This is a genomic window from Fundidesulfovibrio soli (assembly GCF_022808695.1).
Classification (GTDB): Bacteria; Desulfobacterota; Desulfovibrionia; order Desulfovibrionales; family Desulfovibrionaceae; genus Fundidesulfovibrio; species Fundidesulfovibrio soli.
The window spans coordinates 160874-178813 of the sequence record NZ_JAKZKW010000001.1 but is presented as its reverse complement, the minus strand read 5'-3'; the positions used below and the strand labels follow the sequence as shown (position 1 = coordinate 178813).

Sequence of the window (17940 nt, the reverse complement as noted above, 5' to 3'; positions counted from 1 at the left end):
AAGCGGGGTTCCTATCTCAAAGCCAGAAATTTCTCGTAACCCTACCACCCAATCAGTCTACCCATTCGGCATCCTGCCCATTTGGCTGATCACGAGACTGCCCCTTTCCGGCCTTAGTTCGATTCGTCCCCGGAGCCTTTGCCGATCCTCGATTATCATCGTTGTCTGGTCGTCATCTTCTCCAGGAACACGATTTTGCCATTCACGATCTCGATGGCGGGACATCCCTGTTGTCTGTCCTTGCTCGGACATGGGTAGACCTCACAGCCATCACACTGGTTCGTGATCTTCAATCCATTTGGCGTGTTCATAAGATAATCTCCTTTGAGATTTGAATTTGACGACATCGGCTAATTTGCTCTTTTGCTTTTCGAATGGAATAAATATGTCATCGTCATTTATTGTATACGATTCTTGTTGCCATCAAGAACAACAGGAGGGGTTTGAATAATCACGGCGTTCATAGAGAAATATTAAGGGAAACATCATCAGGAGGTTTCCCATGCTCATTGACTATCTCAAGGCAGGTTTTCCAGCCATCTCGATCCTCACGCATGAACCCGCAAGAGCTGAAAAAGTCATTCCATTCGAAGGACATTGGAGGTTCTTTGCATGGGACTGCATGAGAGGAATTCGTCAGGCTGGAAGCGCCAAGATTCTCGAAGAGATTCGTGATCCCGTAGACGCCATCAACTGGCTCAACGCGAGCATGGACACAGTCCTGCTGATGCACAACCTACACCTGTTTCTGGACTCCCCGGAGATCATCCAGGGAATTCAGAACGGCGCGGAACTTTGGAAGAGCAAGGGCAACTGCCTGGTCATGGTCTCACCGATCATCCAGATGCGGCCCGAACTCAAAACCGTGTTCACCGTCGTAGACCTCCCGCTCCCCGACACCGACGACCTCTATCAAATCCAACAAGAGCTTGGCGGCCCGTTGTCGATTAAACCAAATCGCAAAGCCGCCAGACTGGCCCGTGGTTTGTCAGAGCAAGAAGCCGAATGCGCGTATGCACTTTCACTCGTTAAACGCCGCTACTTCTCATCCCGCATTGTTTCAGATTTAAAATCTAAAACATTACGCGCGACAGGACTCCTTGAAGTCTGGAGCCCAGAACATTTTTCCAACATTGGAGGGCTGTCAGCCCTGAAACAGTACATCAAATCCCGTGCAAAGGCGTTTACGCCTGAAAACGAACATCTCCCAAGACCGAAAGGTCTGTTGCTCTGTGGAATTCCAGGCACGGGCAAGAGTCTTTCCTGCAAAGCTGCCGCCTCCATCTTGGGGTGGCCGCTGATCCGTCTCGACATCGGAGCACTCAAAGGCTCCCTCGTCGGAGAAAGCGAAAAGAAAATTCGTCAGGCCACACAGATCATCTCGTCATTTGGCGAATGCGTCGTGTGGCTTGATGAAATCGAAAAGGCGCTGTCTGGAGTCAAAAGCTCTGGAGAAACAGACGCTGGAACAACTTCCGGCATGTTCTCCCATCTGCTCACGTGGCTTCAAGAGAACACTTCACCCGTGTTCGTCATGGCCACGGCCAACGACATCACCAAGCTTCCACCTGAAATACTTCGGGCGGGAAGATTCGACGCCATCTTCATGGTCGATCTGCCTTCCAATCGTGAACGTAGAGAGATCATGAAGATCATGAACGCCAGATACGGCACCAACATCTCGTTGGAATTCGCTGACCAACTCAATGGATTCAGCGGGGCAGAGATTGAACAGGTTTTCCGCGAAAGCCTTTTCACCGATTTCGGCACTGCGCTTAATGCAGTGATACCCCTCTCACGCACTATGCGCGAAGAGATCGACGCCTTGCGCAACTGGGCTCGTACCCGCGCCAGAGCGGCAAACACGCCTGACGACGAACCCGAGACCCGGAAAATTCGCACAAGCGCTCCAGGCTCATCAACACCAACCGTCCAATAACAAGGAGGTCTGATGTGTCACACGTCTCAACCATTGAGATTGAGATCACAGACTTGCACTGCCTCAAACAGGCATGCCTGCGCCTCGGTCTTGAATTCCGTGAGAATCAGCGCTCATACGTTTGGTACGGACGCCTGGTCCAACCCGACCGGTATCCGCTGCCAGACGGCATCACCGAGAAAGATCTTGGTAAATGTCATCATGCCATACACATCCCCAACGCATCCTATGAGATCGGCATTGTTCAGCAAGGACACAAGTTCCTGCTCCTCGCAGACTTCTGGGATACGCGTCTCAAGAACGCCATCGGAGACGGTGGCGGGAAACTCAAGCAAGCATACGGTGCTGAACGCACCATCCAGGAGGCTCGAAGACGCAATTACCGCGTAGTCGAACAGAAGACAGCCACTGGAATCCGCTTGATCCTCTCGTCCTAATCCGTCCCAAGTTTTCATCCAAATCTCGGCCCCATGCCCTTTTACCCGTCCACCAGTGTTTGCACGTGTGGAAAAGAAGGTGTTTTGCCTATGCAGAAACAAATTGTCGTGGACATCGACGATTCCGGGGAAACCCGGATCGAGACCAAAGGCTTCAAAGGCGCTGTGTGCCTAGAGGAGTCTGCGTTCCTTAAGAGTTTACTCGGCAAGGAACTCTCGCAGTATCTCACGCCGATGTTCTACCAGAAAGACAAGGTCGAAATCCGCAAGCACATCAACCTGTGTGGCTGAATAGACGCCAAAGGAGAAAAGCATCATGAGCAACGACATGTTTAAGAAGGCATGTTTGGTCCAACTCGCTACGTCGTGTTGGATCGGCACCAAGAACATCAACCAGAGCCTCATGGGCAACCTTGGCAGCAGCCCGGACTGGTTGAAAGGCAAGAAGCTCCTGGTCAATCCCGAACTGCTCGGTCCCATCAAGACCTCAATTCAGCAAGCTCGGAAGCTCCTGGCCCGATACGCCCTGCCGTTTCCCATGGCAGGACTTCACCTCGTCCCCAAGGACATCATCGACGACATCGACAACAGGCTGGAAATGCTCAAATCCGAGTTCCTGTCCAAAGTTGAGACCTTTGCAGCGTTCTACGAGGACGCACGCGAAGAAGCCAAGGCCGCTCTCGGCGACCTGTTCTCCGAGACCGACTATCCCCAGGACATCAAGCAGAAGTTCCGCTTCACATGGAGTTTCGTGGTCCTGGATGTTCCGTCAAAGGCTTCGTTCCTCTCCCCTGACATCTATCAGAAGGAGAAGACCAAGTTCCTGGAGTTGATGGCTGAAACACGCGAATTGGCCATGGCCGCGCTCCGTGAAGAATTCGGCGAGATCATCAACCATCTCTCCGACAAGATTACCGGCGGCGACAAGCCCAAGGTTATCCGCTCCAATATGACCAACAGGATAAATGAGTTCTTGGACGGGTTCTCTGACAGGAATCTGTTCCAGGACGACAAGTTGTCAGCGTTGGTCGAAGAGGCCCGAGGTCTCGTAAAGACCATCAACGGCAATTCCTACGGTGTGCAGTACAACGATGTGCTTCGGCAGAAATTCACAAAGGACTTCAACACGCTCAAAGCATCCATCGACGCTGCCATCGAAGAGATGCCCAGACGCCGCATCCATCTGGATGATGGCGAAAGGGGGTTACTTCTCCCAGACGCAGCCTAGCAACTAGCGATTGCGTCAGAAGATCAGAAACAATCAATCACATGGGGAGGTGGCCACAACGGCTGCCTCCCCTTTCCTATTTCTGGAACGAAAGAAAGACACAGGAGGACCCATGCCTATCACTCTCTCGAAGACGAAGCTCATGGCGTACATCTCATGCCCTGAAAAATTCAGGCTTCGATACGGCCTGCGGCTGAAACCGCTCAAAGACGATCCGGCGCTACTTGAAGGTCGGGCCATCCACCACCTGGTTGAGTCTGGCCTCATGTACGCCTACGCCATCGAAGACGTTCTTCCCGTCGCTTCCATGCGATTCTGGGAATCCACGCCTTTCGAATCTTGCGGCTATGACAGCATCAAGGAGTATAAGCATGCGCAGGCCTTGTGCCTAGCGCAATCACAGAAATTCCTGGAACTCATCGGCCCCATGCAAGTCATGGCAGTTGAGAAAGAGTATCTGGCAATCCTGACCGATCCGTTTACCGGGGAGGTCTTCGACGACATTACTATACGGGGTTTTCTTGACGTCCTTTTCCAAGGGGAATCAGGCCCCGCCGTTATCGACATCAAGACCGTGGGGCGCACCCCATCCATGCCTATAGCGCATATCTCGCTGGAACTGGCGTTGTATGGCTACCTGCTGACATATCCCGACTACTGGGACGCCAAACCCATCGAGGTCGCGTTCCTGAATCTCATCAGGACCAAGGAACCCAAGATCACCTGGGATAAGGCAGTCGTGGACATCGAAGCTTTTGAAGCTCTTGTCACGACATGTCGTCAGGTCGCGGAGGCTATTCGCCTTGGGCATTTCTGGAAGAATCCAGGCATGCACTGTGGCTGGTGTTCCTTTCGAGGCCTGTGCCACGGCAACAACTTGCTCGCCATTCAGACCTTCGGCCACCATGTCATCGAGTTCTACCAGGCCACCAAAGACGTGATGGCCTACCAACACCTTCACAATTCCATGAACCCGCAAGATCAGGCGGCATAGAAGGAATAGCCATGTTCAAGAAGGCAGTTCGTGAATCAGCGAAGCTCCGTTTGGCCTTGACCGGCCCTGCCGGAAGCGGCAAGACCTACTCGTCGCTCCAGATCGCAAAAGGCCTCGGCGGCAAGATCGCAATGATCGACACCGAACGAGGCTCTGGAGCACTCTACGCAAACATCTGCGACTATGACGTGCTCCGCATTGATCCGCCCTTTGAGCCCAAGAAGTTCCTGGATGGCATCAAGGCAGCTGAGGAGGCAGGGTACGACGTACTCATCATCGATTCATTAAGCCACGCCTGGGCAGGCGAAGGAGCCATCCTCACGATCCATGATCGTGTCGCAAAAGCTACGCGAAACTCATTCGATGCATGGCGTGAGGTAACGCCTCTCCACAATCAACTTGTGGACGCGATCCTAGCCAGCACCTGCCATGTCATCGTGACACTCAGAACCAAGACCGGATATGAGGTCATTACCGAGAACGGGAAGACCAAAGTCTCAAAAGTCGGATTACAAAGCATCCAGCGTGAGGGACTGGACTATGAATTCACCGTGGTCATGGACCTCTCGATTGAAGGCCATGTGGCGACAGCATCGAAGGACCGGACAGGCCTGCTTGACGGTTTGCGATTGACGCCCGATTCTCATACGGGCAGAAGGCTTCTTGGGTGGTTGGAATCTTCAGCGATTCCGACCGACAAGGGCGAAAATCCTGGATTGCAAACCTTGATAGAGACCTTCGGCCAACTCGGCATCGACGATCTCCGTGGCGAATACACCACCTACGTTTGTGAGCGGTACGAGATTTCAGGGATGGACGAGATGAACAACAGCCAAACCAGTGAGCAGATCACTATGCTCAAGCAGTGTTTGGTGCGTGACGAGAAGCTCGGACAGTTTGTGGACATCCTGCGGCAGAGGAAGCTAGCGGCTTAATCATTACACCTTACCGGGTCGAGCAATCGGCCCATTTTCTTGGCGCAGACCGTACACTGAATATATTCACGGAGGCTACTAATTTGGCACCAGCTATCCAAGGGAAGCATGACGGACTGTGCGGAGTCTATTCAATTATTAACGCCGTGAATGTCATGAAAAAACTGGGCAACGAACGGGATGAAGCCCTATTCGGCTTACTGATCGACTACCTTCACGAGAAAAAATATTTAAATAAAGCCTTACGCACTGGAGTTTACAAACGACACATTAGAGGCATGCTTGAGGTTGCCAAAAATTATATTTCCAATGAGTTTAATAAGCAGTGGAGCTTGGACTATGAAATGATTGCAGTCCAGCGGGGGAGTATCACAGGAGTGTGGTTGGATTTGGTCAATCACTTTCGATCCAACGTGCCTAAGAAGGCTGCTATTATTGGGTTAGGAAAGACCTACGATCACTGGACCTGTGTCCAATCTATCACCGACAAGCAGATGCGACTGTTCGACTCTGATGGGCTGAAAATAGTTAATAAATCTAGATGCACAGCAGGCACAACCACAAACAAACCTCACGAAATAGACCCAGCCGAAGTTTTTGGGCTTAAAATTCTGGCTAACGCCCCCAAATAGTTCAGACAAGCGATGACAGGGAATAGCAAGCACAATGGCAAAGACACTTGAAGCACACGACCGGCTGATCCGAGAGATCTTCGAAGGCAGCTACCAGTTCGAAATCCCGGACTACCAGCGCCCGTACGCATGGACGACTGAACAAGCCGAAGAGTTGTTTAACGATCTGGTCTCGGCAATGCAGGACGCCCGTAGCAATGGAGCCACAAGCCAGTACTTTATGGGCAGCATCGTCCTAATCAAGAATGACCGCGACGCGAAAGCGATGGTCGTGGATGGGCAACAGCGGCTCACTACACTCACAATGCTATTTGCAGCCCTGCGCGCTGCTTGGGAGGCAGCTAGCCATCCTCAGGGCGTCAAAAGCGTGACTCCCTTCCTATACGAGGAAGGAGATGAAATGCTGGGTAAGGCGACAGGCTATCGGTTTACCGCCCGCGAGGAGGACGCTGCTTTTTTTCGGAAATATATACAAGAACCAGGTGGGATCGACAGTCTCGTCACCAGCACAGAAAAGCTCGAAGACAGCCAGTTGCGTTACCGCGAAAACGCCACCTTACTGTTGGCAAAGACCACCGCTCTGACACCTGATGAGCGCAACGCGTTCTGGAAGTTTTTAGCCAACAATTGCTCATTGGTTATCATTTCAACGCCAGATCTTGAGGCCGCATATCGCATCTTTTCGGTGCTGAATAACCGGGGACTCGACCTCGCACCCATCGATATTCTCAAAGCGGCAGTGCTAGGTTCGATTCGCAACCTTGCGGGCGAAGAGAAAAGCCGTTCCTATGCCAAGGAGTGGAGTCGCATCGAAAGCACACTCGGTCGCGACGCTTTCGGAGATCTGTTCGGGCATATCAGAACTATCTACGCAAAACAAAAACAGCGGGCAACGTTGGTCAAGGAGTTCCGGGAGCACGTCACTGAGTACAAAAAGCCAGTCGAGCTAATCGACGACGTAATCAAGCCCTATTCTGAAGTATGGAACTTCGTTCGGGATGCCGACTTCGAGGCGACCGAGCAGGCCGAGGCGATCAATGACTACCTGTCGTGGCTGAACCGTGTCGATTTCAAGGATTGGGTGCCTCCGGCGTTGGTCTATTTTAAACGCTTCCGCCAGCAGCCTAATCTACTCGTTAACTTCTTCAAAGCACTTGAACGCCTGACTTACTTCTTGCTCATCACCAAGGCGGGCATCAACGTTCGCATCGAGACCTATGCCGATCTCACCAAAGAGATCGAGCCGGATGCCTTCGATGGCGACCTGGCGGCGCTGAAAACACTTGATCTCACCGACAAGCAAAAGCATGAATTCCTCGCAGCTCTTGACGGGGAGATATACAGCAAGCTGCCCAAGGCCCGAATGGCCCTGGTACTGCGCCTTGAAGCGCTGGTTAGCGACGGTAGCAAGAAGCAGGTGTTCAATCATCTCTCGCTTGAGCACGTTCTACCGCAGACCCCACCAGCAGACTCTGAATGGATCAAGTGGTTCCCAAATGATGACGAGCGCGCTTCGTGGACGCACCGATTGGCAAACCTGGTTCCGTTGCACTTCCGAAAAAACCCGGCAGCCAGCAACTATGATTTCGCTACCAAAAAGAACGTTTACTTCAATGGCAAGGGCACCGCGTCTCCCTTTATCCTGACGCAGGAAGTCAGGTCAGAGATTGCTTGGACGCCTGATGTTTTGTCTAAGCGCCAAGAACGTCTCCTTGGCATCCTGAAGTCGCACTGGAATCTTGAAGTCGCAGCAGGCCCTAAGAGCGCGGACGAAACTATCGAATAAGAGCATGATTACGAGCACAAGAAACAAAACAAAAACTTACGAAGTAGGCTTTCGAGCAGTTTCAGGCCTTGATTACAAGGGCGACAGTCCTTGCGATCTCCAAGCATTGTGCGAAATACGCCATCACTCCTACACCCCAGATCGTCGAGCAGAAGTGCATTGGCGGGCGGATCATTAAGGAGTGTTAGTCACCTGAAGAGGCAATTCTGTGTGTATAAATATGTTAGCATATTCGCAAATGGAATGCATCGGCAAGGACCTACTTGCGGACTTACGGGTTCAGCCATGGTTCCCATGGCAGCCTTCTTCACACAATCACTGAAAAGGGATTGACAAATGAGTATTCACGCCCTGTGTGCCCCACGCCCGTCTGTTTTCGCGGTAGACCGTCGAGCAACAATGCTCAGCCTGGAAACCTTCCTCAAGGGGCAGGTTAATGGTCCTGAGTTTTTCGAAGAGAACTATTTCACCACCGGAATGCTGACCCTGGTCGACCGAGTCTTCCGCCATTTGGGCGGCGGGGGGGCTGGATCGTCTGTGTTCCAGCTTTCCCAAGCCATGGGCGGCGGTAAAACGCATAGTATGATAGCTCTTGGCCTCCTGGCTCGAGACCCTGACCTGCGCAGTCGAGTTTTGGCAGAGAAGAATCCGGCCCCTCGCCTGACCCGATGTCGTGTTGTAGGCTTTAATGGTCGAAATACAGACGCTCCGGGCGGCATCTGGGGTTCTATCGCCGAGCAGCTAGGCAAGGCGGAGCAATTCGCCCGGTACGTAGCTCCACTTTTAAGCGCACCTGGCCCCGAGGCCTGGAAGCAATTGCTTGGCGGCGATCCCCTGGTCATTTTCCTAGATGAATTGCCGCCATATCTGGAATATGCGGCAGCAGTCCCTGTGGGGCATGGCGACCTGGCCTTGGTGACCACCACGGCCTTGGCCAATTTATTCGTTGCTGTGGCTGAAATGGATAGCGCCTGCCTAGTGTTGTCAGACTTGGCCGGAACCAATTATCGCGTCGGGCAATCAAGCCTGGAAGCCGCCTTTACGAGGGCCGTACAGGGCATAACCTCTGAAGCAAAACGCATCGCAGTACCTATCACTCCGGTCAATCCCAACGGAGACGAACTATACCACATTTTGCGTAAACGACTTTTTGAACGGATTGCTCCTGAGGCGGATATCCAGAACGTGGCGAGCCGCTACCGGGATGCCCTGCGAGAAGCAACTCGCATGAATCTGACCACCACCGCGCCGGAAAGCTTGTACACTCGGATTTTGGATTCCTATCCCTTCCATCCAGACTTGCGCGAACTCGTGGGTAAGTTCAAAGAGAATGAAGGATTTCAGCAAACACGCGGAGTAATCCGCCTAATGCAGATGATCATTACCAATCTGTGGAAAGGGCAGAAGGCCACAGAGCTGGACTTAATCCACCCCTACGATATTGACTTGAATGACGACGAACTGGCGTCGGAAATCAGAACCATCAATCCTTCATTGAGCGAAGCTATTGCCCACGACATTGCCCACGGCGGCGATGCCGAAGTGGAACAGATCGACCTCGCTAATGACACAACTGACGCCTCGGACGCCGCCCGGCTCATGCTCGTGGCCTCTCTCTCCACTACACCTGGGGCCATTCATGGGCTGCGTGAATTTCAGTTAGTCGACGGTTTACAGCGTCCTGGCCGCGACCTGTCTACTTTCAAGGCCAACGTTCTGGATAAACTCGCAACCAGGGCTTGGTATCTGCACAACTCCCCTGACGGGCGTTATTATTTTAAGAACCAACAAAACTTGGCCGCAAAATTGCGTTCCACTGCTCAGTCTCTGCATTCAGAAGTGGTAGACCGCATGCTCAAAGAGCATTTAGAGAAAGATTTCTCCCCCAGCCTGCGGGATTGCTACCAAGTGGCGCGAATCCTGCCTCCCCTGGACGAAGTTCAAATTGAACAGGACAAAACCACCCTGGTAATTGTTCGCCCTGGAGGCCAGGCCAACCGACTGCCCATTTCTTCAGATTGGCAGGACTGGTGGGGCCAGCAGCAGTATAAAAATCGAGTATTATTTCTATCAGGATCGCGTGATACCTTCCAGAAAGTGCTGGACTGCGCTCGTCAGGCCAGGGCATTGCAAAGCATTGGAGACGAGTTGCGTGCGGAAAACACGCCGTCCGACGACCCTCAATGGCGCGCCCTTGATTCCCTAGAAGATCGGGTCAATTTACAATTCAGTGCCGCTCTGAAAGAAGCCTTTGATCAACTCGTTTACCCGTCTATCAATAATGCCTTGAGAACGTCTGGCATCGAGCTGGCCTTTGCAGGCAATCAAAGCGGCGAGGCTACCATTCGTAAGACCCTTGAAAACGCCCAGAAATTTACCACGAAGATCGATGATGATAGCTTCCGGGCTCGGGCCGAAGCTCGTCTTTTCGGCAGTGCGGAGACCAAAGTCGTTCTCTGGAGTGATTTCAAACGCAATGCAGCCGTGAATACGTCCTGGCCTTTGCACAAGGTATCAGCCCTGGACGACCTCAAGGCCGATTGCTTACGCCGGGCCCTTTGGAGAGAGGAAGGCAACCATGTCCGGCGTGGACCGTTCCCACCGCCCAGCCCAGAAGTAGCAATCCGAGAGCTGTCAACTGATGAAGACGGGGATGGTCGCACGTATTTGAAAATTGAGCCCCTGCACGCTGAAGCTGTGGTTTACGAAACCGGGGACGCCGACCCCACACCCGCATCTACCCCAGTGCCTACCCCTGCTCGATTCGAAGCCACTGCCTTGCGGTATCGTTTCTTGGCTCATGATCCCGCTCAACCAGAACGGGTCAGCGCGGTCAAGGAATGGACTGCCAAATTGCGGCTCAAGTACCAACTCCACAACCGGGGTGACCACTACGAGGTAGAACTTTCCGCTCTACCCAAGGCGGGGGGAGTAACCATCCGCTACACCACGGACGGGTCCTCCCCCACACCCATGCTCTCCGCAACCTATTCCGGTCCGGTTCGGGTGCCTGGCGGTTGCAGAGTGGTTTGCGCCATGGCCGTAGCTTCAGCCTACCAACTTCAATCTGAAGTCGTCCGAATCACCATCCCTCAACAAGGGCAGGAAGAGCGCACTCTTGACCTGGCCAAACCTGCCCAGTGGCTTCTCAAAACCAAACTGGACGACCCAGGCCAAGTCTGGGATTTCATTACGCGACTAGAGAGCACATCCGCAGTGACAGCCCATGACATCGGCTTGACTGCTGAAAGTAGTGACGGACTACAGAGCATTGATTATTCTGGGGCCTTGGACAGCGGTTACGACGGCCCCACTCTGCGTGCTGTCACCGAGAAACTGGCGGACATCGTCCAAGGTGGTTCCCTACGGATGACTGTAGGGGGGATGCGCTTTGCAACGGGCCAAGGTCTGCTTGACTGGCTCCAGGTGTCTAAACAATCTTTTGATTTGAGCAAGGTACGACAATAGCCATGGCAGGTTCTCGCTCAGCGAGCCGAAAAATCCTAGGACTGGGCTTCTTGCCTGAAGAAGCGCGACACGGATTTCTGATTGATGTACCCAAAGGTACATCCGGTGATGACCTCATTTTTATCACCGAGCATCGTGGTCAGGACTTGGTTGATCTTGGTTTGCGCCCTTTGGAAAGCTTGGCCCCTAATGCGCCAAGCATGCGAGTTGTCATCGACCGTACCCGCTGGCTTGCCCTTGCCCCAGCCTTTTGGGAAGAAGCCAATCGGCGATTGCGAGCCAATGGTATGCCCACGGTTAGATTTGTTAAAAATCCAGGCAAACCCACCCCGGTTCATGCTTCACTTGGCAAAGAGCTATGTATCCTGTGCTGGGCCGTTGAAGAGGCTTCACCCGATGACATCCCCAACGCTCTGCGTAACTGGGAGGCCCTGGCACCAGAGGAACGTTGGTGGTTGTATACCATGACAGTGTCCACCACTGGGCAGGCGTTGCAAAAAGGAATTGGCTGGCGCAAAGCCCTGCGTGCGGCTCTGGCCGACAATCCCTTCGTCAAGGGCGAGGGTATGTCCCCAAAGGCCCGGCGCGAACTTCTGGCCCATCCTCAATCTCAACTTTTGTTGCCTCTGTAAGGATGCATCATGTCCGTATTCATTGAGAACCAGTTCCCGATTGCTCGCCTATCCGCCGAAGCCTACAAGGAACGCAAAGCTAACAATGGCCAGACCCTTACTCGTCTAGGCAAATGGTGGGGACGCAAGCCGTTGATCCTGGTTCGTGCGGCCATCCTGGGGATGCTCATGCCCGCCTCGGACAACCCCAAGAAAGACCGCGAAATTTTCCTGAAGATATTGACCATGGACGACGATGGGGTCTGGCTGCGTTGCAAAGGTGAGATTCCTGCCGTTGCCTGGCGGGAAGCGGCGAACTCCGACGTTCAGGAAGAGTATTTTGGCGCGCGAGGTTTTAAACGGGGCCTGAGCGACGAAGAAAAAGAAGAGATTTGCGCACTGATTTGGGACTCCCTTGGTGATGTGGATAGAAATGAGCTGGACAACCAAAGGCGGCGTCCAATCCCTAGCCGGGAAGAATTTGACGCCCTCCCTTATGCAGAACGGATTAGGCATTGTGAGCGTCCAGAAAATATCGTCGGCCCCAAGGTAGAGACCTGGTCCGAAATCAACGCACATCTTGGCACTACGGCCTCGAGCCTTCCTGGCCTAGTGCGGGAACTGGGAGTGCGGCAATTCGGACACCCCCCACGGGTAGGGGATTGTTTTTGCGGAGGCGGGTCTATCCCCTTTGAGGCAGCGCGTATCGGATGTGAAGCTTTTGGGTACGACCTGAACCCGGTGGCCGCCCTCTTGACTTGGGCCGACCTGAATCTGCTGGGCGGTGGCCGCGAAATGCAAGAAAAGGTAATGCGCGTACAGGCCAAGGTTCTACGCGAAGCAGATAAACAGATCACCGACTGGGGTATCGAGCACAACGACCAGGGCGAACGGGCAGACGCCTATCTTTATTGCGTGGAGGTTAAACCAGAAGGTTGTGACTATTACATACCTCTCGCTCCTAGTTGGCTGATTGGCGAAAAGTCCAAGGTAGTGGTCACATGGCGGCGCGTTCCCGGTTCGGACAGGCTCCAGCCTGAGATTCAATACGTATCCAGTGCTGAATTGAAGGCGTACAAGGACGGGAAAGGAGCAACCATAGTCAGTAGCCGGGTGGTGGACCCCTTTGACTCTAATCGTTCCTGGTCCCTAGAAGCTCTGCGCGGCCCAGAGGGTCTGCGCCGCTGGACGAATGAAGATCTTGCGCCACGTCCAGACGACGTTTTTCAAGAGCGGTTATACTGCATCCGCTGGGTTCAAGAGACAGAGGATGAAATCACCGGAAGGACCAAGGAGGTCCGCCGTTATGCTGCTCCTGACCACACAGATCTGGAGCGTGAAGCTAAGGTGCTGATCCTTCTGAGGGAACGTTTTGCACAGTGGCAAAGAAAAGGCTTCATCCCCTCTAAGGCTATTTCGAGTGGCTACAACACTGAGCAGCCTATTCGGGAGCGCGGGTGGAGTTATTGGCACCACTTTTATACACCAAGACAGTTGCTGACGCATGGTCTAGTCGCAGAGATTTCAAGTCGCATTGCATCTTCGCAGGAAATGCATGTTGCTTGCTTGTTGGGCTTGGGCAGGATTGCCGACTGGGATTCTCGTAGCTGCGCCTGGATGTGGCATGGAAGTAACGAAAAAGGCAATCAAACTTTTACTAATCAAGCATTGAATACATTAGTGAGTTACGCAGGGCGGGCCCTCTCGAAGTTAGCGCCGACGTTTCAGCTTCTTGACGGTGCCCATCCAATTTCTTTTGGAAATGTGGGCAAGGTATCAGTGACAGATGCTCGCGACATAAATAGTCCATGCGAACTTTGGGTAACGGACCCCCCCTACGCCGACGCGATAAACTATCACGAGTTGGGCGACTTCTTCTTAGCTTGGTATGACACACAGATGGCCCGAGTGTTTCCGAATTGGGTACCTGATGCCCGAGCTGAACTGGCCGTGCGCGGGGACGGAGAAGATTTTCGGCGGTCAATGGTCGATATCTATCGCAACTTGGCCCGGTGTATGCCGGATAATGGCCTGCAGTTGGTCATGTTCACTCACAAAAACCCCGGAGTCTGGGCTAATCTGGGCATGATTCTTTGGGCAGCCGGGCTTACGGCCACAGCCGCATGGACCATTAGCACCGAGACGGACGCTGTGGGCTTAAAAAAAGGCGATTACGTACAAGGGACTGTTTGCTTGGTTCTGCGCAAACGCTTGGAATCAGAACCCGGTTTCATGGACGAGGTTTCCCCCCTGGTGGAAGACGAGGTTCAAAATCAGATTGCCTTCATGCAGTCCTTGGATGAGGCCGGGGAGCCCAATTTTAACGACGCTGACTATCAGTTGGCCGCCTATGCCGCCGCCCTCAAGGTACTAACACGTTACTCGACGTTGGACGGTCGGGACGTGGAACACGAAGTCTTTGCGCAGCGTGACCGGAACGAAAAGAGCGATTTTCAGAAGGTCATCGAACGTGCCTTGGAAATCGCCTGTTCAATCCTGGTGCCACGCGGCCTACACGGAGTATGGCGAGACCTCTCCTTGGTCGAACGCTACTATATGCGCGCTTTGGACATCGAAAGTCGGGGAGAACGTCGCAAAGGTATGTACGAAGAATTGGCTCGAGGCTTTGGTGTGGCTGACATTCGCCCTCTGCTCAAGACGGACAAAGCCAACGGCACACGCATGCATACGGCAAGCGGCCTGGGGGCGTCTCTATTGGCCGTGGCCAACGAAGGCAATGCCCAAACACTTCCCTCTCGGCGTGGCCGAGCAGCGACTGGCGCGCCCCACCCATTCGCCTTTTCACCCTTGCGTCACCTGCTTTTTGCCATGCGCGAAACCACTCGGGCAGACCTTAACCCCGAATCAGGCAGGCAATACCTACGAGACACGTATGGCCAGAGCTACTGGAGCAAGCGAGAGCTGTTCCTGGGACTTTTGGAATGGTTGTCGACACTGGCAAATTCCCAAGGAATGGATGAATGGACGCCCGACTCAGAGTCTGCCCGCATCCTAGCTGGGCGTCTGCGCAACGACGAAGCCTGATGCTGCGCCATCATTCCAGCCGCCGTGGTCGTCTACATCAGACGGTCCTGGCTCAACGCCTCACCGGAGCGGTGTCTTACGACCGCATAGCTGGGTATTTCCGCTCAAGCCTCTTTGAGGTGGCCGGGGAAGCCTTGGCCAACGTGAGCGGCAAAGTCCGTATAGTCTGCAATTCCGACCTTGATCCCCATGACATGATCACGGCCTCAGCGGCTCAGGCAGCTTTGCGCCGTAGTTGGTGCTCGGGACGTCCTGAAGATGCGCCACCCTTGGCTCTGCCACGGTATCGTGAACTTTATGCCGCTCTGACCAATCAGAAAATCGAAATTCGCGTTTTGCCTGATTCAGCCTTTGGCTTGATTCACGGCAAGGCAGGGTTGATCCGCTATGCGGATGGTTCGGGCACGGCTTTTTTGGGCAGCGTCAATGAAAGCCTCTCCGCCTGGAAACTTAATTACGAGCTTCTCTGGGAGGACGACACCCCGGAAACGATGGCCTGGGTTCAGGAAGAGTTTCTGGCGCTATGGAATGATCCCCGTGCAGTTGATTTGGCCTGCTGCCCCTTCATTGCCCAGGACGTTAAACGCATCGTATCTCGCACAGTCGTTGAACCACAGGAATTACAGGCCGTGGACGCCACCGAAGCGGCGGCTGCGGTGGCTGTGGAAACGCCGATTTACCGACAGGAGCAAGGATTGTGGCCGCATCAGAAGTATTTTGCACGCCTTGCTCTTGAACGACATCGTCTAGGCGGAGCACGCTTGGTTCTGGCGGATCAGGTCGGCTTGGGCAAGACGATCCAACTGGCCATGGCTGCCCTGCTCATGGCTGTGGACGATCCAGGCGGAGGGCCAATCCTGATACTCGCACCCAAGCCACTTCTTCAGCAATGGCAGGGCGAATTGATGGATTTCTTGCAGCTCCCCTCTGCGCGTTGGAACGGCCGGGCTTGGGTGGATGAAAACGAATTGGAGTATCCATCCGAAGGCACCAAGAGCCTGGGCAAATGCCCGCGCCGTATTGGCTTGGTCTCACAGGGTCTCGTTGTGCGCGGCATGGCCGAGGCCGTCAATCAACTCTTGAGCCGGAAGTATACCTGCGTAATCGTGGACGAGGCTCATCGTGCCAGAAGGCGGAAGGTTCCCAAGGTGGACGCCGGTCCTGAAGATGTGAACGAGCGAGCCGAACCCAACAAGCTGATGGATTTCTTGCGCCAGGTAGGGCTCAAGACCAAGAGCATGCTTCTGGCTACAGCCACACCAGTGCAGTTGCACCCTGTTGAAGCCTGGGATTTGCTGCACATTCTGGCTCAAGGCAACGACGGTGTACTGGGGGGGCGAACCCAGAGTAGCCCCTGGTTTAGGCCTAGCCTATGCCTTGATGTCGCCACCGGCCAAATCGCCGTGCCCACGGAAGACTTGCGTCAAGGATGGGAATTTGTGCGCGATCCCATGCCAGCGAAAGAGGAAGATTCAGCCTTCAGACGCATCCGAAACTATATCGAGGCAGACGACGCTCGTTGGCAATTCCCGCCCGAAACATTTGACCAGCTTCCTCCGGCCTTGCGTAATGTTCAGCTTGGCAATGAACTGCTGCCTGATTACGGCCAGCGCTTCAATCCGTTACTACGCTGCATTGTACGCCGTACTCGGGCCTATCTGGAATCTACCATCAATCCAGCCACAGGAAGTTATTACCTCCCCAAAGTCAGCGTGCGCCTTTTTGGCGAGGAAGACGATGGCGGGCTACTCCTGGGGGGATATTTACTTGAAGCTTATCAAGAGGCCGAGGCGTTTTGTTCTTTGCTCCAACAACGCGTACGAGGGGCTGGTTTCTTCAAGACGTTGCTTCTGCGCCGCCTTGGGAGTTCGATGGAGGCAGGTCGGCGGACGGTCATGAAGCTTCTCGGTCAAGACCCTGATTTAGTTTTGGATGAAGATGACGATGAGGTAGAAGAAGAATCGGGATTGACAGCCTCTCAAGACACGGTCAGCGAGTTCAAGCAGTTCACTGATGCCGAACGTGCATCTTTGCAACGCTGCTTGGACCTCTTGCGTCAGGGTGGTACTGCCGACCCCAAGCTCGAAGCCGTAACTGACTATTTGCTGGGTCGGAGACACGGTTTGAACAGGCCCTGGATTGACCTGGGGTGCATCCTGTTTTCCCAGTATTATGACACGGTATGGTGGATAGGCAGCGAACTGGCCAGGATGGAGGCCTTTCAGGGTATGGATATTGGCCTCTATGCTGGAAGCAATCGTTCAGGGTTCTGGAGGGGCGGGCGCTTTGAGCGTTGCGACCGAAACCTTCTCAAGGAGCGCGTCCGGACCGCCGACATCAAATTGCTACTTGGTACGGATGCAGCGTCAGAAGGTCTCAACCTGCAACGCCTTGGTACGCTTATCAACATCGACTTGCCCTGGAATCCGACACGCCTGGAGCAACGCAAGGGCCGTATTCAGCGCATTGGGCAAGCTCGGGATGAAGTCTGGATTGCTAATCTTCGCTACAGGGAATCCGTAGAAGACCGGGTCCACCGGGTATTGGCTGAACGCCTAGAGGCCATTCACGACCTCTTTGGCCAAATACCAGACACCCTTGAAGATGTGTGGGTTGAAGTGGCTCTACACAATGAGCAATCCGCCCGTCAGCTAATTGATCGAACAACGGCCACTCGCAATCCCTTTGACGTGAAGTATAGCAAGGTGGAGGATGCGGACTGGGAAACCTGCGCCTCGGTTCTCAATGCCGTTAGCATGAGGGAGTTGCTGTCCACGGGATGGTAGCGTTCTACTAAACTCAAGGAAATGTCCATGAGAAGCTCTAATTTAGTAGTTTGCCCCTCCACATCTAGATTACATTTAT

Annotated in this window: 12 protein-coding genes; all 12 read left to right on the top strand. The window is 53.7% G+C overall.

Annotation, left to right across the window (positions count from 1 at the left end):
- Positions 1-502 precede the first annotated feature (502 nt).
- The 12 genes from MLE18_RS00850 to MLE18_RS00795 all read left to right on the top strand — a co-directional run bounded on the left by MLE18_RS00850 (position 503) and on the right by MLE18_RS00795 (position 17861).
- Positions 503-1939 carry an AAA family ATPase gene (locus MLE18_RS00850; protein WP_243366443.1) on the top strand — a complete coding sequence of 479 codons (1437 nt, stop codon included), beginning with the start codon at positions 503-505 and terminating at the stop codon, positions 1937-1939.
- Between the two features lie 14 nt (positions 1940-1953).
- Positions 1954-2376: a DUF1257 domain-containing protein gene (locus MLE18_RS00845; RefSeq protein WP_243366441.1), complete on the top strand. Its 423-nt coding sequence runs from the start codon at positions 1954-1956 to the stop codon at positions 2374-2376.
- Positions 2377-2484: 108 nt separating this feature from the next.
- Entirely contained in the window at positions 2485-2667 is a 183-nt protein-coding gene (locus tag MLE18_RS00840; protein ID WP_243366439.1) for a DUF2997 domain-containing protein, read from the top strand.
- Positions 2668-2692: 25 nt separating this feature from the next.
- Positions 2693-3604: a DUF3150 domain-containing protein gene (locus MLE18_RS00835; protein ID WP_243366437.1), complete on the top strand. Its 912-nt coding sequence runs from the start codon at positions 2693-2695 to the stop codon at positions 3602-3604.
- Between the two features lie 112 nt (positions 3605-3716).
- Complete coding sequence (locus MLE18_RS00830) at positions 3717-4598, top strand: PD-(D/E)XK nuclease family protein (protein WP_243366435.1); 882 nt, start codon at positions 3717-3719, stop codon at positions 4596-4598.
- A gap of 11 nt (positions 4599-4609) precedes the next feature.
- Positions 4610-5533 (top strand): ATP-binding protein, encoded by a 924-nt coding sequence (locus MLE18_RS00825; protein ID WP_243366434.1) that lies wholly within the window; start codon positions 4610-4612, stop codon positions 5531-5533.
- 155 nt (positions 5534-5688) lie between these two features.
- Entirely contained in the window at positions 5689-6165 is a 477-nt protein-coding gene (locus tag MLE18_RS00820) for a hypothetical protein (protein ID WP_243366433.1), read from the top strand.
- Positions 6166-6199: 34 nt separating this feature from the next.
- Positions 6200-7951 carry a DUF262 domain-containing protein gene (locus MLE18_RS00815; protein ID WP_243366431.1) on the top strand — a complete coding sequence of 584 codons (1752 nt, stop codon included), beginning with the start codon at positions 6200-6202 and terminating at the stop codon, positions 7949-7951.
- A gap of 399 nt (positions 7952-8350) precedes the next feature.
- Positions 8351-11419: a DUF499 domain-containing protein gene (locus MLE18_RS00810; protein ID WP_243366428.1), complete on the top strand. Its 3069-nt coding sequence runs from the start codon at positions 8351-8353 to the stop codon at positions 11417-11419.
- 2 nt (positions 11420-11421) lie between these two features.
- On the top strand, positions 11422-12051 hold the full coding sequence (locus tag MLE18_RS00805; protein ID WP_272881417.1) for a DUF3780 domain-containing protein: 630 nt from the start codon (positions 11422-11424) through the stop codon (positions 12049-12051).
- A gap of 9 nt (positions 12052-12060) precedes the next feature.
- A complete protein-coding gene (locus MLE18_RS00800; RefSeq protein ID WP_243366424.1) occupies positions 12061-15075 on the top strand; it encodes an anti-phage-associated DUF1156 domain-containing protein in 3015 nt (1004 codons plus the stop codon).
- On the top strand, positions 15075-17861 hold the full coding sequence (locus MLE18_RS00795; RefSeq protein WP_243366422.1) for a phospholipase D-like domain-containing anti-phage protein: 2787 nt from the start codon (positions 15075-15077) through the stop codon (positions 17859-17861). The genes MLE18_RS00800 and MLE18_RS00795 overlap by 1 nt, the downstream gene beginning before the upstream one ends.
- Positions 17862-17940 lie beyond the last annotated feature (79 nt).